The 20,213-nt window shown below is 50.4% G+C and carries 24 protein-coding genes; 14 read left to right on the plus strand and 10 right to left on the minus strand.

The window, feature by feature from the left end:
* Together FH603_RS23390 and FH603_RS23395 are read right to left on the minus strand one after the other, a co-directional pair.
* Window positions 1-573, minus strand: a 573-nt coding sequence (locus FH603_RS23390) for a hypothetical protein (protein WP_186740731.1), incomplete at its 3' end; no start/stop codon positions are given.
* A 1,541-nt stretch (window positions 574-2,114) separates the two neighbouring features.
* On the minus strand, window positions 2,115-2,363 hold the full coding sequence (locus tag FH603_RS23395) for a hypothetical protein (protein ID WP_186740733.1): 249 nt from the start codon (window positions 2,361-2,363) through the stop codon (window positions 2,115-2,117).
* Window positions 2,364-2,450: 87 nt separating this feature from the next.
* Here FH603_RS23395 and FH603_RS23400 point away from each other — a divergent pair, with 87 nt between their 5' ends.
* Window positions 2,451-2,774, plus strand: coding sequence for an ATP-binding protein (locus FH603_RS23400; protein ID WP_235985561.1), 324 nt, complete (start codon window positions 2,451-2,453; stop codon window positions 2,772-2,774).
* A gap of 836 nt (window positions 2,775-3,610) precedes the next feature.
* On the opposite strand, the gene FH603_RS23405 is transcribed toward FH603_RS23400, so the two are convergent.
* The gene (locus tag FH603_RS23405) at window positions 3,611-4,336 is read right to left on the minus strand and encodes an NADPH-dependent F420 reductase (RefSeq protein ID WP_186740735.1); all 726 of its coding nucleotides are present in this window, start codon (window positions 4,334-4,336) and stop codon (window positions 3,611-3,613) included.
* Window positions 4,337-5,013: 677 nt separating this feature from the next.
* Here FH603_RS23405 and FH603_RS23410 point away from each other — a divergent pair.
* From FH603_RS23410 to FH603_RS29305, 7 genes are all read left to right on the plus strand, one after another.
* Window positions 5,014-5,913, plus strand: coding sequence for a helix-turn-helix domain-containing protein (locus FH603_RS23410; RefSeq protein WP_186740737.1), 900 nt, complete (start codon window positions 5,014-5,016; stop codon window positions 5,911-5,913).
* Between the two features lie 68 nt (window positions 5,914-5,981).
* Window positions 5,982-6,722 carry an SDR family oxidoreductase gene (locus FH603_RS23415; RefSeq protein ID WP_186740739.1) on the plus strand — a complete coding sequence of 247 codons (741 nt, stop codon included), beginning with the start codon at window positions 5,982-5,984 and terminating at the stop codon, window positions 6,720-6,722.
* Between the two features lie 336 nt (window positions 6,723-7,058).
* Window positions 7,059-7,319 carry a transposase gene (locus tag FH603_RS23420; RefSeq protein WP_186740741.1) on the plus strand — a complete coding sequence of 87 codons (261 nt, stop codon included), beginning with the start codon at window positions 7,059-7,061 and terminating at the stop codon, window positions 7,317-7,319.
* A 476-nt stretch (window positions 7,320-7,795) separates the two neighbouring features.
* Complete coding sequence (locus FH603_RS28680) at window positions 7,796-8,254, plus strand: IS110 family transposase (RefSeq protein ID WP_235985560.1); 459 nt, start codon at window positions 7,796-7,798, stop codon at window positions 8,252-8,254.
* Window positions 8,211-8,948 (plus strand): transposase, encoded by a 738-nt coding sequence (locus FH603_RS23425; RefSeq protein WP_244968026.1) that lies wholly within the window; start codon window positions 8,211-8,213, stop codon window positions 8,946-8,948. The genes FH603_RS28680 and FH603_RS23425 overlap by 44 nt, the downstream gene beginning before the upstream one ends.
* A gap of 9 nt (window positions 8,949-8,957) precedes the next feature.
* Complete coding sequence (locus FH603_RS23430; RefSeq protein ID WP_186740743.1) at window positions 8,958-9,254, plus strand: hypothetical protein; 297 nt, start codon at window positions 8,958-8,960, stop codon at window positions 9,252-9,254.
* Window positions 9,255-9,492: 238 nt separating this feature from the next.
* Entirely contained in the window at window positions 9,493-9,708 is a 216-nt protein-coding gene (locus FH603_RS29305) for an IS3 family transposase (protein ID WP_186740745.1), read from the plus strand.
* Between the two features lie 128 nt (window positions 9,709-9,836).
* Here FH603_RS29305 and FH603_RS28685 read toward each other — a convergent pair whose 3' ends face one another.
* The 3 genes from FH603_RS28685 to FH603_RS23445 all read right to left on the minus strand — a co-directional run bounded on the left by FH603_RS28685 (window position 9,837) and on the right by FH603_RS23445 (window position 11,938).
* Window positions 9,837-10,325 (minus strand): transposase, encoded by a 489-nt coding sequence (locus FH603_RS28685; RefSeq protein ID WP_235985558.1) that lies wholly within the window; start codon window positions 10,323-10,325, stop codon window positions 9,837-9,839.
* The gene (locus FH603_RS28690; RefSeq protein ID WP_235985557.1) at window positions 10,322-11,209 is read right to left on the minus strand and encodes an IS110 family transposase; all 888 of its coding nucleotides are present in this window, start codon (window positions 11,207-11,209) and stop codon (window positions 10,322-10,324) included. The genes FH603_RS28685 and FH603_RS28690 overlap by 4 nt, the downstream gene beginning before the upstream one ends.
* Window positions 11,210-11,584: 375 nt before the next feature.
* The gene (locus FH603_RS23445; RefSeq protein WP_186740747.1) at window positions 11,585-11,938 is read right to left on the minus strand and encodes a hypothetical protein; all 354 of its coding nucleotides are present in this window, start codon (window positions 11,936-11,938) and stop codon (window positions 11,585-11,587) included.
* A 1,287-nt stretch (window positions 11,939-13,225) separates the two neighbouring features.
* Between FH603_RS23445 and FH603_RS23450 the strand changes: the two genes are divergently transcribed.
* A complete protein-coding gene (locus tag FH603_RS23450) occupies window positions 13,226-13,483 on the plus strand; it encodes a hypothetical protein (protein ID WP_186740749.1) in 258 nt (85 codons plus the stop codon).
* Here the strand turns inward: FH603_RS23450 and FH603_RS23455 are convergent.
* The 3 genes from FH603_RS23455 to FH603_RS23465 form a co-directional block, all read right to left on the minus strand.
* Complete coding sequence (locus FH603_RS23455; protein WP_186740760.1) at window positions 13,458-13,808, minus strand: tyrosine-type recombinase/integrase; 351 nt, start codon at window positions 13,806-13,808, stop codon at window positions 13,458-13,460. The genes FH603_RS23450 and FH603_RS23455 overlap by 26 nt on opposite strands.
* Window positions 13,801-14,661 carry a tyrosine-type recombinase/integrase gene (locus tag FH603_RS23460; RefSeq protein WP_186740763.1) on the minus strand — a complete coding sequence of 287 codons (861 nt, stop codon included), beginning with the start codon at window positions 14,659-14,661 and terminating at the stop codon, window positions 13,801-13,803. The genes FH603_RS23455 and FH603_RS23460 overlap by 8 nt, the downstream gene beginning before the upstream one ends.
* 181 nt (window positions 14,662-14,842) lie before the next feature.
* Window positions 14,843-15,421 carry a GIY-YIG nuclease family protein gene (locus FH603_RS23465; RefSeq protein WP_186740765.1) on the minus strand — a complete coding sequence of 193 codons (579 nt, stop codon included), beginning with the start codon at window positions 15,419-15,421 and terminating at the stop codon, window positions 14,843-14,845.
* 87 nt (window positions 15,422-15,508) lie between these two features.
* Between FH603_RS23465 and FH603_RS23470 the strand changes: the two genes are divergently transcribed.
* Window positions 15,509-15,760 (plus strand): helix-turn-helix domain-containing protein, encoded by a 252-nt coding sequence (locus FH603_RS23470; RefSeq protein ID WP_186740767.1) that lies wholly within the window; start codon window positions 15,509-15,511, stop codon window positions 15,758-15,760.
* Between the two features lie 118 nt (window positions 15,761-15,878).
* Here the strand turns inward: FH603_RS23470 and amaB are convergent, their stop codons facing one another.
* On the minus strand, window positions 15,879-17,417 hold the full coding sequence (gene amaB / locus FH603_RS23475; RefSeq protein WP_186740769.1) for an L-piperidine-6-carboxylate dehydrogenase: 1,539 nt from the start codon (window positions 17,415-17,417) through the stop codon (window positions 15,879-15,881).
* Between the two features lie 134 nt (window positions 17,418-17,551).
* Between amaB and FH603_RS23480 the strand changes: the two genes are divergently transcribed.
* From FH603_RS23480 to msrB, 4 genes are all read left to right on the plus strand, one after another.
* On the plus strand, window positions 17,552-17,932 hold the full coding sequence (locus tag FH603_RS23480; RefSeq protein ID WP_186740771.1) for a hypothetical protein: 381 nt from the start codon (window positions 17,552-17,554) through the stop codon (window positions 17,930-17,932).
* Window positions 17,933-18,153: 221 nt separating this feature from the next.
* Window positions 18,154-18,708 (plus strand): RNA polymerase sigma factor, encoded by a 555-nt coding sequence (locus FH603_RS23485; RefSeq protein WP_186740773.1) that lies wholly within the window; start codon window positions 18,154-18,156, stop codon window positions 18,706-18,708.
* Window positions 18,705-19,520: an anti-sigma factor gene (locus FH603_RS23490; RefSeq protein ID WP_186740775.1), complete on the plus strand. Its 816-nt coding sequence runs from the start codon at window positions 18,705-18,707 to the stop codon at window positions 19,518-19,520. Before FH603_RS23485 ends, FH603_RS23490 begins: the two co-directional genes overlap by 4 nt.
* Before the next feature lie 156 nt (window positions 19,521-19,676).
* The gene (gene msrB / locus FH603_RS23495; protein ID WP_186740777.1) at window positions 19,677-20,204 is read left to right on the plus strand and encodes a peptide-methionine (R)-S-oxide reductase MsrB; all 528 of its coding nucleotides are present in this window, start codon (window positions 19,677-19,679) and stop codon (window positions 20,202-20,204) included.
* The last annotated feature ends 9 nt before the right edge of the window (window positions 20,205-20,213 follow it).

Below are 20,213 nucleotides of genomic sequence, written 5' to 3' on the forward strand. Positions count from 1 at the left end.
GCGTACACTCGCCACCAGGATGCGGTTGTTGGCCAGATCCACGGCCAGCGTCCCGGGCGAGTCGACAACGTTATTGGTCAGCGTAGTTTCGGAAGCGGCACTTAGGGGTGTCCGTCGGAGTTGGTCCAGTGTGGTCGTCGCGGCTCCGTCGTTCATCAGGTAGTATAAGTAGCCATTGACGTTATCGATGGCAATGCCGGCCAGCGTGGAGGAGGTCGCTCCATTGACAGGAGCTGGGGTCAGAAACGTAGTGACTGTGTAGGGGGCGCTCAGGCTGATGGCCGCGATCCTGGGCAGGTTGTTGCGTACACTCGCCACCAGGATGCGGTTGTTGGCCAGATCCACGGCCAGCGTCCCGGGCGAGTCGACAACGTTATTGGTCAGCGTAGTTTCGGAAGCGGCACTTAGGGGTGTGCGTCGCAGTTCGTCCAGTGTGGTCGTCGCGGCTCCGTCATTCATCAGGTAATAGAGTTGCGCCTGAGCCACGGAGGAAAGTAGACTCAGTAGCCCACAAATGAGCACAGTCAACAATGTACTGGCTCGTTTATGAACAAATGGTAAAGAATTATTCATGAATTTAGTATTAGCGATGTTAGAAAATAACTGGTCGTTATAAGTTTAAAATGGGCATCGGCGCAATAACCTTCAGTCAGTTAGTCATCTTCAGGTTAACCCGTCAGCTCCCTGCAGTCAACAGCGACGGCTACTACCGGAATGAGTGCTTTGCAGAAATGAGCCGACCATGATCTACTCTGGGCAGTCCGGTAACCGGGTGGTTGTTGAGTCGCTACTGCTCCCTGATTTCTCTGTCCATCAATGGCTGTTTTATAAGTTACTAGCCTTTTGCGACCTATTGGGGTAATTACTCTGCGGAGTAAATAGCCGGTACTCAATATAGTTGAGGCCATTGGGGTTAATAACGAAGTAATTGGAGGGGCAACTGCTGTACTCCATGAGGTGGTTAGCTTCGGTGCCCATATGAGACAATTCGTAAGCGGCACCCAGAGAGGTAGACAAATTTTTGGTTCATAAAAGAGGGTACCTTGAGAAGGTAAAGATGAAGAAACGGGTAAATTATCCGCTGACCGCTTAACTGACCGAGATCTTGATGGGATAGGTATTCGGTCGGGCTTTTTTCAACTGATGCGCAGAAAGGACAGTCGCGCAGAAGTCATGATTCTTTCCTACGATATTGGTAACCGCTAGTCGTGTGTGGCACATCTATATTCGAGCCGGTAGTAGCAGAAACCATGTCACCGGATTATTTCTGGAGAGAAACGATCTGCACCCGGGCACCCCAAGACAACACCGAAAAGAACAGTAGTAAAGCTTTGTAGTTCATACATCGATTGAAAAGGGGATTTAATTAATTATTAGCGGCAAAGCAATAAATAATCAGGGGAACAATAAGTAAAATTTACTATAAGGTATACAAAAAATAACCGTTCATAGGGCTGGCATTAACTTGATCTGGGTTATACAAATAGTCAGTGGACCTCTTTTTTACGGGCTATCGCTATTCGAATACGCCCCAATAAGGCAACTAATTTAGCCGACAAATGAGCGGGCGATTATTGGTTAAAGTTAGACATGCCTTTCCTTACCAAATCAGCAACCTAGCTTGTCTAAATAGCCGTTGCTATGATTTTACGGGTTAATTCACCAACCCATCCCAACTAACAGCGTGGACTAAGTACACTGGTATGGGCAGTCCAACTGCCATAGCCCCGCCCCAGCTACTCAGGGCCGGTTACAATAACTACTCATCAACAACAAACAGGAGTACTGTAGCCGCACGAAGCAGCCAGATTTGCCTCTGGATCCGCTGTTCGTCGTAAAGCCAGGTCAATGCTCGTAAGGCCAAGTGTGCTGAAAATAATCTCCTCTTAAAAAAAACCGTGTCAGATTCGTCTGAGCGCAGCATTTCTATTCGATTTACTGTATTGTAAAAATCACCTGACTCTGTTATTAACGGCCATGTCGAAGCATATCGGCGTAGGGGTTGGGAGTTCGCTTTTCTCAACTACTTGAGCCGCTTTCTCCACATCGTAGGTCACCCGTAAAACTCAACCTTCACCCCTCTTTTGAGCCGGGCCTGGCGGTTTCGTCTATAGTTAGTCGCGCATAGCCCGCGCGGGGACACTATCTTTCGGCTTCACCGCCGAACCAATGTTGATCGCATGGCGGAAACAGGATTCCTGTCCCTCAGCTTCAGCACTGACCACCCGGTAAAACAGCTTGTGGGTATGAACGAAACACCGGATATCGGCTGTAGCTCCTTCCATCACCCGGCCTAAACTTGGGTTGGCAAACAAATACTTGTTGACCTTGCGGTTGCTTCCATGCACCAAGAGCAGGGTCAACGGGGGTTGCTGCGTCCGTTGTTCTCATTGAGGTAGAGCCCCAAGATATTGGACGCGTGCTGCTCAACCTCTACAACAACACTGTTTATGATGTCCAGCAACGGGATAAAGGCAAAGGGCAGGGAAACGTATCAACCTATGGTCACGGTCAGCACCCATCAGCTCAATGGGCAACTAGAAATCCGCGTCAGTGACAACGGAACGGGCATTCCCGATGCAGTGAAAGGCACGATTTCCCAGCCTTTTTTCAGGACAATGCCCACCGGAGAGGGTACCGGTTTGGGAGTATCACGCTCATATAATATTATCACCATAGGGCATGGTGGAAACCTAAGGATAGAAAGCCAGGAAGGAGAAGGAACTGAGTTAGCGATTCAGTTACCGGCCGCAGCCATTAGCTCCTTGACTTAAAAAAATGACTCTTCTTTAAAACAGCCAGCAACGACGGACAATCACCAATGCGGCATCTAGTTTGAGTTAGCTATTGACCTTAACGTATCTACGTGGCAAACTATCTGGGAGTCTGGTGCGGGATGAGTTGAAGCTATACCCCGATGAGTATGTACGATTCTGCAAGGCGACCCCAAGGCCATTTCTCGCCTTTTTTGGTTATCCACAATTCTTAGATAAACAGACCCCTTATTGGATAAAGATATTACCAAAGACATTGCTTACTAGTGAGTCATAGCCGAACTTCATCATATAACACTCGCACCAGTTCACCCCTTTTTCGGTAGACACCAGATTTATAAAGTGATCTGTCAAGAGTCTACTGTACTGGTGAAATTTAGTGATTTTCTACGTACTGTGAGGTCAGTTTCCTGTACCTGGAGAAAGGCTCATAATCACTTTCTACGGCTATTGGAGGTGCTCTGTGTCGTATTTCTTAAACGAAGGGATTTGTTTATTTCGGTATACTTTCCAGCTCTACTCCAACCGATCATTTTCGTTCAATAAAAGGGTGCCTAGTGCTATTTAATGAACTGAGTAAAAATTTACTAATGAATGGCTTGCGTCAAGACTGCACTTCAGCCAAAATCGTTCATTTAAACTTCCAATTGTGACTGGTACGATCCAAGATGTAAACAGAACACGAAACTGGATTTTCATTCCCTTTCTCATTGACTGTACCCAGAATCGTGACATTAAAAAGCCGCACCAGCAGTAACTGAGCGCGGCTTTTTATGTAAGTCGGTGTACGGCTTCAAGCACTTATTTGTTCTAAGGGGAGCGAGTTAGATCGTTGGTTATTTCAGCTTGATGCCCTGAGCTTCCATTTGCTTTTCCTGCGCAGCGTGGTTGACCAAAAACTGTGTGTGTTGCTGCTCCGTGCGCTCTGTACCCAGACTTTCTAACTGTTGCCGTAGCTCCATGGCGGATAGATCGGCTGCGTAGCAGGGTGTGCCGGGCTGTTGCCGCCACGATTCATGCAGACTACCATCATCCACAGCATCAAAGCCCAGTTCCTCCACCAGAGTCATTACTTTTTGCTTGGCAGCGGGGTCATCACCGGCCACAGGAAGCCCGATACGGCCAGGTGTGCCGACGGGCTGTCCCAATTTTTCAAGGTGGTCGGCCAGGATATTGTTGAACACCTTTACCACAGGCCGTCCCAGGTGCTGCTGCACCCATTCGCTTTCGGTCAGGTCACCCTGCTCTAGTTCGGAGATGTGTCCATCCCGTAACAGGGGGTAGTAGTTGCTGGTATCAATGACCGGCACCTCAGCGGGTACGCCATCGAACAAGTCTTTGGGTAGATCAGGAATATTTTTCAGTGGAATGGTCACCACAATGATTTCGCCGTAGTGAGCCGCTTCAGGGGACGTAACGGGAGCAGCACCGGTTTTTTGGGCCACCTCACCGAGCGTTTCAGGGCCACGCGAGTTGGCAATCGCCACTGAATGGCCTAGGCTAGTGAGCCGAACGGCAAGGGCACTGCCGATGAAACCGGCCCCAATGATTCCTATTTTCATTATTAGTACTATTAACGAGTTATGAGTCCTTGCTTCGTGTAGCTCCAAATTTTAACCCTGGGGTAAGCAAATTGTTTATCAGCGCCTTGTCGGCAGTGACCGGCGAGGCCTCTACTGCTTGCGCATTTGATGTTCGCCCAATCCCTTATACCAGCCGTATCAGAGATAGCACCTTGTAGGTTGAGCTGAAAACGTCTACAGGTTGCTGATGAAATCGAAAACTAATATAACCCCATGCTGACGTGTCCCACACCATGTGAAGGCGTAATTCCGGTTAAGCAATGGCAAATCCACATCAACTACTAGTCGTAGCGAGAGTATTTGCCTATACCCTCACGACAGGGATTAGTAATTAATCGATAAACCCAGCAAAGAAGTGAATGGCGTCAATGACCAGCCTTACGCTTCCAGTATAGGCTTGGCCAAATGAACGCTTGCCATTGCTTTGGGAAATAAGCTAACCTACTTTCAAAGTCAGCAATCGTTCAGAATAACGTCCCAATGATTTCTGGACAATAAACGAACTGCCCAACTAGACCATGCTGCCCAAAAACGGGCAGTTCGCGCTTAGCACCCTCAACTGGACAGTGCTGTAACGGGAGCGGGCCGAGATAGGGGGTGTGATCTAATTAATGTTGGCTACCAATTGCCATTACTTGAATTTCATAACTTTGTGTATGGCAACAAGTAACAACAATACCAATTGCATTGGACTATCCCGATACGATTCTTCCCAGAATGGGCAGGTAAATGTCTACCGAATCGAGGACACGGACCGGCCCGCTTCGTTTCCACATGTTCGGCGCGATTTTTATAAGATCGAATTGATGACGCAGGCGCAAGGCGTATTGGGTTATGCTAATCAGCGGGTCACCGTATCGGGGAGTGTGCTGATTTTTGTCAGTCCTCTGATTCCGTATTCCTGGGAACGCATCGCCGGACATGAAATGGGCTTTGTCTGTCTGTTCAGGAAAGAATTCATTAGCTCACAGCTACGGGCGGGGCCGATGGCTAACTCCCCTTTGTTCAGCGTTGGGCCCAGTCCGATCGTATTTCCTGAATCGGCGGTCGTACAGCGGTTATCGAACATATTCGGGCAGATGATGGCAGAAATGGTCTCCGGTTACGTCAACAAGGCGGATTTGTTGCGGAATTACGTACAACTGATTATCCATGAGGGGCTAAAAGCGGCTCCAGCAGTCCCGGCCTATCGGGTCGATTCGGTGGCCCGCATCAGCGCGATGTTCGTGGATCTTCTAAACCGACAGTTTCCCATCGCGTCGCCACGGCATACGCTCCGGCTCAGAAACGCCAGTGAATTTGCCCGTATGATAGGGGTTCACGCTAACCACCTTAATAAGGCACTGAAAGCCGTCACCCACAAAACCACGACCGAACACATCACCGAAAAGATAGTGGAAGAAGCCAAAGCGCTGCTAGGCCACAGCGACTGGTCCGTCGCGGACATAGGCTACTGTCTGGGCTTTGAACACACGACTAACTTCAACAGCTTTTTCAAAAAACATACGCACTTGCCTCCCGGTAAGTACCGACGGCAGGCGATTGCAATTTCATAAGTTATGGATTGATTAGGATACGTTTGACCGATTTAACACCCCGACCTTGTCCATCAAACATACTGGTCATGGAAAACGAAATTAAGGGTAAAGTCGTCATCATTACGGGAGCCAGCAGCGGCATCGGTGCAGCCACTGCCTTGTTGCTCGCCGGACGGGGTGCAAAACTTGTACTCGGTGCCCGTCAGACGGAGCAGCTTGTAACAGTGGCGACCCGTATCATCGAAGGGGGTGGTGAAGCGGTTCACGCCCGCACCGACGTAACCAGTCGCGACGATGTCGCCAACTTGGTCAAACTAGCTCAGGAACGCTTTGGTAAGCTCGATGTACTGTTCAGTAACGCGGGCATTGCGCCTACTTCACTGCTCGACGAGTTGCGCGTAGCCGATTGGGATGCGATGATTGACGTGAATATCAAAGGCGTTTTATATGGCATTGCGGCTGCACTGCCCGTCTTTCGCCGACAGGGTTTCGGGCATTTTGTGCATACGGCATCCACTGCCGGCCTGATTACCAAACCCACTATGGCGGTTTATTCCGGCACCAAATTAGCGGTGCGGGCGATCTCGGAGGGGCTGCGCCAGGAAGCCGGTTCTGACCTGCGGGTAACGCTGATTACACCAGGCTTCGTGAACACTAACCTCGCCAACTCGATGACCGATCAGAGGGTAAAAACGCAGATTCAGGAACAGATGGCCAGGATGGCTATCCCGCCCGAAGCCATTGCCCGCGCGGTTGCGTTTGCCATTGAGCAACCCGCCACGGTAGACGTGGGCGAGATTATTGTTCGACCTACGGCGCAGGCATAGATTAAACAGCCGCACATTCAGGAAAAACTGCACGAAAAACCAAAGAAAAACTGGAGGTATCCTGTCCCAATGCTAATAGCCAAGCTTTTCACAAGAACGTTGTAGCCTATTTAATTGAAGGCATACAACGGCTTGTGGTTAAGCTTTATTAAAAACAGTTGATGTGACTGAGTTAATAACTGTTTTTTGGCCATTGAGCAATCGCTTTGCATTCTCCCCGGTTAGCTCGACAGCAAACTGACGGATTGAGATGGTCGGGTTTATCGGCACACAAACTTGCTTAACTTAGAAAGGCCATGCAGCCAAAGAAAGCCCCCAAAACACGGCGCAAGTACGATGCTGATTTCAAAACTGAACCGGGCTGCCGGAGCAGTCCTCAAAATGCTCGACAGCGGTCAGACAGCAGCCTATGTCGCCAATGCCCTCGGCGTATCCGAGAACCTGATCTATCGTTGGAAAAGTGTGAACCAAATGGGTAAAAAAGTGGTCGCTGGTCAAAGCGAGCTCACCACTGAGAACCAGCAGTTAAAGGAGCGGGTACGGCAACTTGAAACGGAACGCAAAATTTTAAAAAAGCCCGCCGGGCGGCCCCGTTAAGCATTTTCTGCCGGGCCACCTGAAGCCCCGGTACGATTTGGTTGAAGTGCTAAGTGGTGAATTCTCAGTCGGGACCTTGTGTGCGGTATTAGGTCTGAGCCGGACAGCTTATTACCGATATAGAAGGGGGCAAAGCTACCAGCTAACCGGACCGAAACAGGACAAAAAACAGCTAGTCGAACGTGTGTTTGGCGAACATAAACGACGTTATGGCAGTTGGCGAATCGTGACGGTCCGCCGCTCATATCTTTGATTTGATTTGAGGTTGTTATAAAAAGTGCAATTTTTGAGTAAGACCTGACAGGGGTTACCGGTACCTCGGGTCCGCCGCTGAGACGGGGAATAGCCCGATCTTGAACTCGCTGGCTGCGCTGGTACCCTTGTCCCTTTCCAACAAGCTCCGACAGTACCCATAGACACAGTTTATCACTGTGATCTGCCATCGATGTGCCAGAGTCAGGAAAGTAGTCAGGCTCATGTTTCACATTTTTATCCCCTTTGTTTATGACATCTTACCTGCGCTATTGTGTTGGGCTGGACATCAGCGGACGCCGCGCGGCAAAGACACGCTTCAAGTTTGTTTGTCGGTCATTGATCAAACTGGACGGGTGAGCGTTAAAGCCACTACTAAAGTGGTCAACAAGCCCGTTGGCTTTGCTAGTCTACTGACCTGGGTGAGCCGCCATCGTAAGTTAGATTTACCCCTAATTTACCTGATGGAATCTACCGGCGTCTACCACGAAGCGGTGGCTTGGTATCTGCATCAGCAGGATCAATCGGTCAGTATTCTATTGCCTAACAAGGCAAAGTATTATCTCAAAAGCTTAGGCTACAACCGGGCAGCCGGCGCTGTCAAAAAACGACAAAATCGACGCTCAGGGTTTGTCCCGGATGGGTCTGGAACAGCAATTGCCGATCTGGAAACCGCTCTCTAAAAATCTGTATGCCCTTCGACTCTTAACTCGACAGCACCAACGATTACAGGAATTGAAGACTCAGTCTAGTAACCAGCAGCATGCCCTAGACCATAGTGCTTTTGACAGCCGCTTCATTGACAAGCAGTTGGCCAAGCTGGTAGCCGTCTACGAGGCACAAATAGACGCTTTGGAAAGGGCTATTAAAGAACTCATTGACGAAGACCCGATTCTCAAACCTCGTGTTGAGCGGCTGATTGCTATCAAAGGGCTAGCTTTACTTTCGGTAGCGGTACTAATTGCAGAAACCAACGGTTTTGAAGGCTTCACCAACCAGCGTCATTTAGTGAGTTATGCGGGGTATGACGTCGTAGAGAATCAGTCGGGTAATCACTCGGGCAAAACACGCATCTCCAAAAAGGGCAATAGTCGGCTACGTCGTATCCTGCATATGCCTGCTTTTAATGCGGTTCGGTTCAATGAACCCGCTTGCAAAGCCCTTTATGATCGGGTATATGAACGAACTCATATTAAGATGAAAGCCTACGTGGCTGTTCAGAAGCGATTGCTTTTAATGGCCTACGCCTTATGGCGTCATGAGGTCAAATATGACCCTGAGTATTTAACGAACCGAGTTGAGAATGACAAAAAAATAGTCCCGACCAGCGGGACTACACAGGATCAACTGGCCGAAACCGAGTTGTCCTACTTGTAGTCCGAAGATATGAAAAAAATCCTATCTCAAAATTTGCTTTTCACGACAGTACCAGCGGCCGAACTCCAGGAGCAGGGCCACAAGGCAGGTCGCCAACAGGTACGAATGCTGATGAAAGCGACTGGTTTACAGGCAATTCAACCAAAGTCTTTTGTGCCACGCACGACTGACAGCAGACATGGTAAAGGGTATTGGCCAAACCTGTTGTTGGATCAACCCCTGCCTGTTGCCCCTGATTTGGTTTGGGTCAGTGACATCACCTACCTGCCCCTGGCCAACGGGGAATGGGCTTATTTAGGAAGTTAGATGGAGTGGTCCGCCACCGCGGTTATTTTCGCGCCGAATTGTCGGCTGGCGCGTCGACGATAATATGGACGACACCCTGATTCTGGTGCCACTGCGGGCAGCCTTGCAAACCCGTCAACCACCTGCTGGACTTATCGTCCACTCTGATCGGGGCGGGCAATCTCTAATGAGGTGCAGGAACTGGTGAGTTTATGGCGGATCAGGCCCAGCATGAGCCGGGCCGACGATCCCTACGACAATGCGTTTGCTGAGTCGTTTTGGATCGGACTGCCGGAGCAGCTGCCTGAAGGCGGAGTTAGTGGAAGGCGGGTGCTTTTTAAGCGTGGACGATGCCCGTACAGAAGTTTTTGAGTACATCGAATGCTATTACAATCGAGTGCGAAAACACTCGTCGCTGGGCTACAAAAGCCCCGAACAAGTTGAGAATAAGTATCACACAAAACTTGCAAGTTGAGTGTGCCGATAAACCGGACCACCCCAACCCACGGGTGTTGATGGCGGGCAGAGAACTCACTCAAACAAACGTACCTGAACCTTTACACACCCGTTCGGATGTACGCATGATTTCTAACTCCCTCATTATCAAGCTCCCTCTAAATTAGGAAAAAGACCCAAATCCGCACCTGTTATCCCAAATTTTAGCAACTTTTTCTTCATCTGACGGATCTGCTGCTGCTTCACCGAAGCTATATCCCGCATCAGTTTAGTTGGCTCATAGGCTTCCCCCGTCGTGAGCATTTTGTAAACCACGACCGCCAACTTCCGCGCCGTGGCCGTAATCGCTTTGATCCTGCCTGCCCGGTAAGCAATCCGCTGAAAGAAAGCCGTCATCGGATTGGGCTTCTTCATGTTACCCAGCGAGTTGGCCACCATCCGAAACGTGTTGGGTAAGGTCGATTTGTTCTTCAACGTCTTTTTGGACAACACTTTACCGCCCGATGCCTTATTGTTAGGGGTGAAGCCTAACCATTTGGCAAAGGCTTTGGCCGAGTGAAACTTGGTAATGGATTCGCCCACCTCAGCCATGAACGTCAGCAGGGCATCCCGCCCAAAGCCTGGTATATTGCTCAAGTCAACGCCCAACAGTTTATGAGCATATTGCTCAATAGGTAACCGGGGGTGTTGCGGGATTGGCGCAGTTTCTGACGGCCTGTCGTCGGGTCAGCTACGGCGGTCGGCTGCTGGAGTCCCTTCGTATGGTTAGTGAAGTGCTGATCAAGTTCCTTGTCTAACTCAGCGATTTCAACTTGCAAATTCAGGTAGAGCCGATAGTTGCTACGCACTTCAAACCGCATGGCTCCGTTCCAGTTGCCCCGGAGCAACTCAATGATTTCGGCAGGTTTCTTCTTACAGTGGCCATCAACCAGGTCGGCCAGTTTAAGCGGGTTTTCCTGACCCTGACAGATGGCAGCAATGATGCGCAAACCCGACACCGAATTCGTATCAGTTAGTACCGTATCCAGCCGGACGTTGCCTGCCCGCAACGCCTTCTGGATACGCCGGATGTAATCGGCGGCATCTTCCACCAGACTCCGACGCAACCGCACCAGGGGTCGAATCAACGTTGAAAACTCATCAGGCAAGAAAATCGGTGGCAGCAAGCCCAGACTGTGCAGGGTACGGATATGGATGGCATCCGAGGTGTCCGATTTAAAACGCCGATAGTTCTTGGTGTTGGCTCCTGAGGTGATCAACACCTCAAAACCAACTTCCTGAAGCACGTTGACCAGTGGTTTCTCATACCCCCCGGTTGCTTCCATCGCTACATGTTTGACTTGGTTGTCGGCCAGCCATTGGGCCAGCCGGAAGAGTTCTTTGGTTGATACACCGAACTGCTGAACGTGTTGCTTGGGATCGTCGCCCACGGCCACTACATGAAACTGAGAGCCGATGTCAATGCCCGCCACCTGCTGGTGAACGATAGGCATGGCCAGATAGTTATCCTGCTTTTTCATGCTCGAAAAGGGGGTAAGCAGTGGAAACAAAAGGCTATCAGCGGGCTATTTATGATAAACGATAATCAGGATGTACGGAGTAAGGGCCGTAGCCCCTCTACCAATTGGGTTCTCAAAGCATTAAGGAACAGGCCCTTGATGACGAATAGCCGAATCGGGCGGTTGGACGGGTTGATAAGCACCAACAAACAGGGACGATCTTCCCACAAGGGGCTACTGACAGCAGGGTAAAGATAGGCTCAAAAGATGGTCTGCTGTTCTCATGCGTTCTTGTGGGTTCGTTCGCCCGCGAACACGGTGGCTGTTGGGCTGAAAACTTTGCGTACCCGACGAGCAACCTGTCGCCAGACAAGCCGCCCATGCGGAAATAGACCTTTAACGAGCTTTTATATTGGCATACACTAATCCCAAAAGAACTACTGAAACACAAGTAGCAACGGTAGATAGCAGGATGGCCAGTCTGTTCAAAAGGTCATGTTCATTGCCTTCTGATAGTTGTAGAGTAGCTGTTGTGAATATTAAAGCCATAACAAAGAAATAAAGCATAACTATTTGTTTGTCAGACATTTTCTTAAACAATCTCAACCGTCTCCAAAAGCTAATAATACTATTGGTTGCAGGCTTGACAATACCTTCTTGTATCCAATACTTTGCAAACGTTTCAAGCATTAGCTTAAGAAACCAGAGTACAACCCCTGTTACCAGCACTGAATTAATGTCAAATGCCATTTTGGTTTATTATTCGATGATTTGAAGACCTAAAATACCAATTTGTTACCTGTCAACCGTAACCTGCCAAACAAGCAAAAACCTGATCCCTGCGGCCCGCTTCCTGTCGCCCGGAAACTGGCACACGAATACTTTATGGACTCGCACCCAACACCCACAGGGGTTGATGGTGAGGGCATAACTTAACTGAATATACGTACTTCCAACCTTTACACACCTGTTTGAGTTGGGCTGCCAACTTTCCTTTGGGGCGGGCTCCCTGTCGCCGGGAAGCGACCCACATCGAGCCCACAACTACGCACTTACTACTGCGAAGTCTAATCAGATCTTTTCAGATTTGAATAAACGATGGCGGCTGCTATAGCTAAGTACGTAAAGGGAATTTTATAGTTATCTGTCACTTCAGAAAAACTTCGACCACGAAAAAGTTGAAAACCCGATTCAATCAACCAATCAATCAGGACAATGACTAAAAAGGTGGCAATACTACGGAAATAAAAAGTGGGGTTCTTCCAGACTGACATTCTCTAAAAGTTAAAAATTATGACTTGTTAATTTAACGGCTTGTCGCCGGATCGCAACCTTAGATATAACCTGCCGGGGCGTTCACTTTGTCACACGTAGCCTGCCTATGAGCAACAGCTTAACGAACTCATGGCCCCACTGTCGCCGGTGACCCGCCTTTGACTCACTGCATGGACCCGCACCCAACGACCCAAAGGGCTGATGGCCGCAAGATAAACTAAACACAGGTACGTCGCCTTGACCTTTGCACCCTTTGCTGGTTGGGTGCCCCGCAGCACTTCGAGAGTCCCCTGTCAGAGGTAACACGCCACAGCAGAACTGATAAAAAACGTACGCAACCAAGCAAGCCGAGAGAGGCCGCAAACTGTCAAGCCGAGGCTGTCAGCGGTGGCACTCAGGTACGTTCTCGTGTCGCACGACACGCATTTGTAAACGTACTCTCTACCAGATTTTGACCTGTCAGCCAGTACGTGGCGAGTCTACCAAAACGTGCTGTCGAACGGACTTTTACCTGTCAGACGAAACGTAACAAACCGGCAAAGAACGTTCATTATCAGCCTGTTAACCTGTCAGCCGGAACCCGCCCACGCCACTTACTTGGCCGAGTCACCCAACATATATATGTGCGCGAAGTTGCGGAACTACAAACACCTGTCAATCAGTTATTACTAATTCCGCATTCTTAAATTTACCAGTCAACTGCTTCGGCTTGTTGCAAGTAAGAAAACATATACCTTAAGTGCAACTAGTAGTTACAAAAAGATGAAATTGAGACAAGTCGTTGTAAAGGCTAATCGGGTTTGGGATATAGACGGCTATCCGGCTTATTTCTTCGACGCTAATGGAGCCTTTTATCGCTTCAACACACGTGGAGAAATAATACCCCTTAAACGTGCCGTTAAACGATACACCCAGGGGTATGTCCTGAAAAGTCGCTTTTTTAGCTTGTCGCAACTGCGCTCGATGCTTCGTCGGCATAACCCGGACGAGCCCGCTAAAAATCATCCAGCGGACTTTTGAACCTACTGATCCTGTCTGCTGATACATGGGTGTAGCGCATGGTCGTCAAAATACTGCTGTGCCCTAGCAAGACCTGTATCGTGCGAATGTCCTGCCCCGATTCGAGCAAATGAGTAGCAAAACTGTGTCGTAAGGTATGAATACCCCCCTTTTTCCGGATTCCGGCAAATTGGACTGTATCGCTATAAACCATCTGAATAGTTCGGTTAGCAATGGGCTCGTTGTTTTCCGGGTTTTCGAAGAGATAGACTTGAGGAGCCCCGTTTGTGCGTTTATAGCCCGCCAGATATACATCCAGTATAGCTTCGAGTTTATGACTAAGCATGACAATCGCACCGGCGCCCCACCCGGTCTTTTTTTCCCTTACCGGCCCGAACGTTAATAAGTCGCCTGGAACGGTCAAGATCGGCCAGCCTAAGATGGGCCACTTCGTTTAACCGCAAACCCGTTGCGTACACCAACTGAAAAAGGGTCCGGTATTTTAAACTGGTCGTTGCGTTGAAAATAGCTTTCACTTCGGCCACACTGTAAACCGTAGGCAGTTTGTTGGGAGTTGGCGGATACTCAATGGTATAAAATTCTTTTTCGCGCCCTAAAATCTTCTCACAATAAAATTTCCATGCGTTAATATGGACGTTAACGGTGGAGCCACTCAACCGTTTCTTTACAATCAAAGAAAGCAGATACGTCTGAAATTGCTGTTTAGTCAACTCATCGACAGACGTGGGCAACACATGTCGAATGAGCGCAATAATAGCCTGTTTATAATTCTTCAGCGTTTTGTAGCTGTATTGCTGCACCTGTAAGGCATTGCAAAGGGCCACAACAGCCGGGTGGCGATCATATTCACGCAGGGGCGGAGCGTATTGAAACGATTTACGAATACTAGCCTTGCCAACTGGTGGCCATATCGGATTAGTGGCCAGTTCGATTTTGGCAGGCGTAGCCTCAGGCTTATAAAGCCGCACCACTGCTTCATCGAAGCGACAATGCTCTTTGCCAAAAAGTTTGCCCACCTGAACAACAGCTTCACGGGTGTTAGGCACGAGCCAGCACCGGCGCGAATAGCTCCACCGCCGACCGGGAACTTCACGGATCAGGTCGTTGCCTACCGGATCTTCGGGAAACGACACAGCCAATAGCGCAGGCTTTTTTTCATCGATCCAAATTGTAATCATACAGGCACGAAGTTGGCACACTTAACTGTAGACGAGAAGTACCCGGAATCGTTTCAAAACAATTTCAACATCGATGATCAGGGTTACCCTGCCCAGGAACCTGGTTACGGTTCGGGCTGTCAGGCCGAGTGACAGAAAACCTCGTACCGTAGAAAGTCCCTACTAAGGTGTTTCTGACTCCTCACTTGGTAAAAAGCTGGATTTGCCTGGTCCGGCTGCTTATCCCTACGGCCAGATAAGTTGGCTTGGCCTGCAACACATGCCGCCCCGACACAACCAGTTCTTTGAATCGCCGGAGCCAGGCGTCTACATCGCCCGGTTTGTAGAAGCGGGCCTGACCGAACGACCCCGCTGGCTGCAAGCCGAAAGCCTCCCGAAGCCGGTCGAAAGCAAGGGGCGTAATATTGTGTTTCAGACAAATTAGCTGCTTACTCAACAGCCCCGACGTCGATTTGGATAGCGGAACTTCACAGGGCCGGGCTTTGCTGAGCCCGGGATGGCACCGGGCCATGGCCTCCTGCTCCAGGCGGTCGAGATCAGCAACGTCGCAGGTAAAAAAACGAAACCGGACAAAGGTCAGCCCCGCAATCCGGTGTTCCAGCAAGCGCGACTGGAGGTTCAGGGTCTGTCCAACGAAGACGACTTTATCCTCGGCATCAATCAAATAATAGATGCAGGGTTGGGGCAGAAGCAGCGGTCCGCTAACCAGAATTTGCCCCAAATCAACGTGTTTTTTGACGGTTCTTTTGGCTATTTCCATGCATTAAATATACTACTAACAATACGTATATACAACAAATAATACCTATATTTTTTATCTTTGTTTCAGCTAAAAAATCCGGGTTTTATGGCTGGAAGACGAGAGAAAAAAAGCAACATTCAGGGAAAATGGCTCAAAGAGGCCCTGGCCGCACAGGACATGTCGGTCTACCGATTAGCAAAGGAATTAGGGTATAGCCGGGAAAAATTCTACCGGCATATCGGTAATAAAACTTACCTCAGCAGCGAGTCATTGGCCGAGATAGCCAGTAAGTTTCCAACCATGAACATACGCTATGTTCTTACGGGAGAGGGGAAATCGGTAGTTGATAAGTCGTAATAGTCGTAAGTCGTAGTAGTCGTAAGGGTCGGAAGTCGAAGAAGTCGTAAGTGAGTTGCCTTGGGCCCTTACGACTTCTACGACTTACGACTTCTATGACTTACGACTACTTTAACGCCTACAATTCAAACGTAATCCCTTGCGCGAGGGGCATGGTGGTGCCGTAGTTGATGGTGTTGGTTTGTCGGCGCATGTAGGCTTTCCAGGCGTCGGAGCCCGATTCGCGGCCACCACCCGTTTCTTTTTCGCCCCCGAACGCGCCACCAATTTCGGCACCCGATGTGCCGATGTTGACGTTGGCAATACCGCAGTCGGAGCCGGACACGGCCAGGAACCGCTCAGCTTCGCGCATGTTCAGTGTGAAAATAGCCGACGACAGTCCCTGTGGTACGCCGTTCTGCTGGGCAATAGCGTCGTCCAGCGTGGTAAATTTCAACATATAAAGAATCGGGGCAAACGTCTCGCGCTGCACCGCCGGCCAGCTGTTCTCCGCTTCGGCAATGCACGGCTTCACGTAGCAACCCGACTCGAAACCCAGCCCCTCAACCAGTCCCGGCTCCACCACGAACCGCCCACCCGACTCCCGGATCTCGGCAATGGTAGCCTGGTAGGCGCTAACGGCCTGCCGGTCGATAACCGGACCAACATGAAAAGACTCGTCCAGCGGATTGCCGATACGGAGTTGGGCATAAGCTTTTTTAAGCCGCTCCTTTACGTCGTCATACACACGCTCCTGCACAATAATCCGGCGGGTGGTGGTGCAGCGCTGCCCGGCCGTACCCACGGCGCCAAATACGATGGCTGGAATAGCCAGGTCCAGATCGGCATGTTCCGATACGATAATAGCATTATTGCCGCCCAGTTCGAGTAAACTCCGGCCCAGCCGACCGGCAACAGCTTCGGCAACGGCTTTCCCCATTTTAGTGCTTCCTGTAGCGGAGACAAGGGCCACGCGCGGGTCACGCGCCAGCCATTCGCCCACGTCGCGGCCGCCGGTAACGATACAGGATACGCCTTCGGGCACGTCGTTGTTACGGAGTACTTCGGTAATGATCTGCTGGCAGGCCAGCGCTGTCAGGGGCGTTTTTTCGGATGGTTTCCACACGCACACATCCCCGCATACCCAGGCCAGCATGGCGTTCCAGGACCAGACGGCTACCGGAAAGTTGAAGGCCGAAATAATCCCGACAATGCCCAGCGGGTGATACTGCTCCATCATCCGGTGAGCGGGTCGTTCGGAGTGCATCGACAGCCCATACAACTGCCGGGACTGCCCCACAGCAAAATCGCAGATGTCAATGATTTCCTGCACTTCTCCCAATCCTTCCTGAAGCGATTTCCCCATCTCGTAGCTTACCAGCGTTCCCAGCTCGCGTTTGTAACGCCGGAACTGTTCACCCATCTGCCGGACAATTTCACCCCGGCGCGGAGCCGGAACGAGCCGCCAGTCGGCAAAAGCCGACTGAGCCGTTTCAACAACGCGGTCATAATCGGATCGTGTCGACACATGAACACGGGCAATAAGCTGGCCGTCGGCCGGAGAGAATGAATCGATCGTTTTGTGGGTTCCGGCCGATGTGTCGGAGGGCCAGAACTGCTGACCCGTGCTGGTACCCGGCTTTACGGGTTGGGTGGGTAGCGGAAGAATGGACTGCATAAAGGGGAAAAGTGGTTTATTGACGAAAGAACAAATCTACCCCTTCCCCGAAAGAATACAGCCATCGACAAACTTTTTAGGTAGACACGAGTTGAGGAATAGGACTATTCTCGGTTAAAATTTCGAACGACGTTATGAACTACAAATCAACCCTTTCACTGGCAATAGCCAGCTTAGCGCTGGTCAGCTATACGGGGTATGCCCAGTCGACCCCGGCGGGTACGGCTACGTCTCCAGCGTCTTCGCAGGGAGCCATCGTTACCGATTCGCTACCTGCCCAGAAAGGAACACGCAAGAACAATCGTATGACAAAGCGGGCCAACCGAACAACCAACGCGGCTGCCGGAGAAGACAGCAAATACCGCCAAAGCTCGTCGAGTGACGGGACATCGATTAACAACAGCAACACGACCAATACCAACAGCAATAACGTAACGACGGCCCCTACGGGCGTTGGCAGCGCGTCGGATACCAGCAGTGGCAAGAATACGACGACGAAGCCACCACGCCGGTAATGTCAAGTTCGCTCCTGGCCGGTACAGCAAGAGGGAAATAGAGGTAGCCAGGAAGCGAGCAGCTAAGAAGTGGATGCAGAGCCCACCGGTAGTTTATCAGGCTGGCCCTGCCTTTCATTTCCATAAGTATACGGCAGATATACTAAAGATGAACGAGATCGCATATCACTGACTCGTTCTTTTGAATTTCTGCTATATTTGGTCCAATTAACCCCCTCTGCGTGAAACGCCAGTCATCCTTAGTCTCCGAAAGTGTTCTGATCGAGAAGCTCAACCGGCGGGATCAGCAAGCTTTCCAATGGCTCTACGACCAGTATTCGCCCGCTCTATACGGGGTCGTTTTACGTATTGTACGTGACGAGGAGCAGGCGCAGGATGTCCTTCAGGATATCTTTGTTAAAATCTGGAAGAACCTCGATGCATACGATGCCACCAAGGGCAGATTATTCACGTGGATGCTCAACGTAGCCCGCAACACAGCCATCGATGCATTACGGGCCCGCAAGGCTCAACCATCCAGTGCAATCCGAACGGACGAAGACAACGTACATATCATCGACCGGCAGCATAATACGCAGCAGCCTAATCCTGATCACATTGGCGTTCAGGATATTGTAAGCCAACTACGACCCGAACGTAAGCAATTAATCGATCTGGTTTATTTTGCCGGTTACACGCATGAGGAAGCCGCCGAAGAGTTGAATTTACCCCTCGGTACGGTGAAGACCCGAATCCGGGCCGCCTTGCAGGAACTTAAGCAACTATTTAAATCATGAACGTAACGGAGTACATAGCTTCCGGCATTTTGGAGTCTTACGTCATGGGCGCGGTCAGCGATCAGGAAAAACGTGAGGTCGAGTGTCTGTCAGCTATTTATCCGGAAGTCCGGAATGAACTTGACGATTTATCGAAAGCCCTTGAGAATTACGCGCTTCTTCATAGCCTCGAACCACCCGTAGCCCTTAAAACACGGTTGATGGAGCACCTCGAATTCAACGAGCCAGATCATAAAACCATCGTTCGGCCCATGCCGGTGGATCGGGAGTCAGGCCCTACTTACCGTACAACCTGGATCGTGGCCGCATCAGTAGGCCTGCTGGTCCTTATCTTCTCTTTCTTTCTGCTTTCGCAGCTACGCACGAATCAGAATACAATGGCCTCGCTTCGTACGGTCAACAACTCGCTACAGGCAGAGGTTCGACAGTTACGGGATCATCAATCACAAGCAGATCAAACACTGGCTTTACTGCGTCAGCCTGGTACCCGTACCCTTGAGCTGCGGGGTAATGAGAAAGCGCCACAAGGCGATATCCTTGTTTACTGGAATGCCCGCACCCGGCAGGTGGCCCTTGAGGTTCAGTCGCTACCCGCCCTGCCGCCCGATCAGCAATACCAGCTCTGGTCGCTGGTTGATGGAAAGCCCATCGATGCGGGGGTGTTTGAGGTAAACACGCAAAATCAGCTGGTACAACGCTTGAATCGCCCCATAGCCCGCGCCGATGCGTTTGCAGTAACGGTGGAAAAGCGTGGCGGAAGCCCCACACCAACCCTTTCCACACTGCTGGCAATGACACCAACCGGTGTCTGAACGGCTCCCCTTTTTTAATTGTTTATCTCCTGAACACCTGCACGGATACAGCTGTATCTCAATTTAACTGTGCTGTTCCGTATTGGGTCAGGTAGCTACGATCGGACTACTGCCCGCCCGTTCATCTTCGTACATAAATCAATCAACAATAAACTTATGAGATACGCTCTGTTTTTGCTGCTGCCTGCCTGGTTATTATCGGGTATGGTGGCGATGAATGCCTGCCAGTCCAGCGCTTCGGATCAGACGGCTTCCACCTCGAAACGGATAGTCGACGATACCCCGCCGGGCGGTCGACGGGTAGTCAAAACCAACACCGAGTGGAAGAAGGTTCTGACACCTGACCAGTATGCGGTCTTACGGGACCACGGCACCGAACGGGCAGGCTCCAGCCCGCTAAACGATATCCACGAGCATGGTACGTTTCTTTGCGCTGGCTGTCGTAATCCCCTTTTCTTATCCGACACCAAATTTGATTCGGGAACCGGCTGGCCCAGTTTTTATGCCCCTATAGCCAAAAACGCGGTTAAAGAAGACCGTGATGTGAGCTATGGGATGGCACGCACCGAAATTTCGTGTAACGTGTGTGGCGGTCACCTGGGGCACGTTTTCGACGACGGCCCCAAACCAACCGGCCTTCGGTACTGCATGAACGGGGTAGCGATGACGTTCCAGAAGAAGTAGCCCCTGCGT

This window comes from Spirosoma utsteinense, from assembly GCF_014282275.1.
GTDB lineage: Bacteria > Bacteroidota > Bacteroidia > Cytophagales > Spirosomataceae > Spirosoma > Spirosoma utsteinense.

Coding starts and splice junctions, on each gene's coding strand:
- FH603_RS23400 (WP_235985561.1), top strand. CDS start 2,451: ATGATGTCCAGCAACGGGATAAAGGCAAAGGGCAGGGAAACGTATCAA.
- FH603_RS23405 (WP_186740735.1), bottom strand. CDS start 4,336: ATGAAAATAGGAATCATTGGGGCCGGTTTCATCGGCAGTGCCCTTGCC.
- FH603_RS23410 (WP_186740737.1), top strand. CDS start 5,014: ATGGCAACAAGTAACAACAATACCAATTGCATTGGACTATCCCGATAC.
- FH603_RS23415 (WP_186740739.1), top strand. CDS start 5,982: ATGGAAAACGAAATTAAGGGTAAAGTCGTCATCATTACGGGAGCCAGC.
- FH603_RS23420 (WP_186740741.1), top strand. CDS start 7,059: ATGCTGATTTCAAAACTGAACCGGGCTGCCGGAGCAGTCCTCAAAATG.
- FH603_RS28680 (WP_235985560.1), top strand. CDS start 7,796: ATGTTTCACATTTTTATCCCCTTTGTTTATGACATCTTACCTGCGCTA.
- FH603_RS23425 (WP_244968026.1), top strand. CDS start 8,211: ATGGGTCTGGAACAGCAATTGCCGATCTGGAAACCGCTCTCTAAAAAT.
- FH603_RS23430 (WP_186740743.1), top strand. CDS start 8,958: ATGAAAAAAATCCTATCTCAAAATTTGCTTTTCACGACAGTACCAGCG.
- FH603_RS29305 (WP_186740745.1), top strand. CDS start 9,493: ATGCGTTTGCTGAGTCGTTTTGGATCGGACTGCCGGAGCAGCTGCCTG.
- FH603_RS28690 (WP_235985557.1), bottom strand. CDS start 11,209: ATGAAAAAGCAGGATAACTATCTGGCCATGCCTATCGTTCACCAGCAG.
- FH603_RS23445 (WP_186740747.1), bottom strand. CDS start 11,938: ATGGCATTTGACATTAATTCAGTGCTGGTAACAGGGGTTGTACTCTGG.
- FH603_RS23450 (WP_186740749.1), top strand. CDS start 13,226: ATGAAATTGAGACAAGTCGTTGTAAAGGCTAATCGGGTTTGGGATATA.
- FH603_RS23455 (WP_186740760.1), bottom strand. CDS start 13,808: ATGCTTAGTCATAAACTCGAAGCTATACTGGATGTATATCTGGCGGGC.
- FH603_RS23460 (WP_186740763.1), bottom strand. CDS start 14,661: ATGATTACAATTTGGATCGATGAAAAAAAGCCTGCGCTATTGGCTGTG.
- FH603_RS23465 (WP_186740765.1), bottom strand. CDS start 15,421: ATGGAAATAGCCAAAAGAACCGTCAAAAAACACGTTGATTTGGGGCAA.
- FH603_RS23470 (WP_186740767.1), top strand. CDS start 15,509: ATGGCTGGAAGACGAGAGAAAAAAAGCAACATTCAGGGAAAATGGCTC.
- amaB (WP_186740769.1), bottom strand. CDS start 17,417: ATGCAGTCCATTCTTCCGCTACCCACCCAACCCGTAAAGCCGGGTACC.
- FH603_RS23480 (WP_186740771.1), top strand. CDS start 17,552: ATGAACTACAAATCAACCCTTTCACTGGCAATAGCCAGCTTAGCGCTG.
- FH603_RS23490 (WP_186740775.1), top strand. CDS start 18,705: ATGAACGTAACGGAGTACATAGCTTCCGGCATTTTGGAGTCTTACGTC.
- msrB (WP_186740777.1), top strand. CDS start 19,677: ATGAGATACGCTCTGTTTTTGCTGCTGCCTGCCTGGTTATTATCGGGT.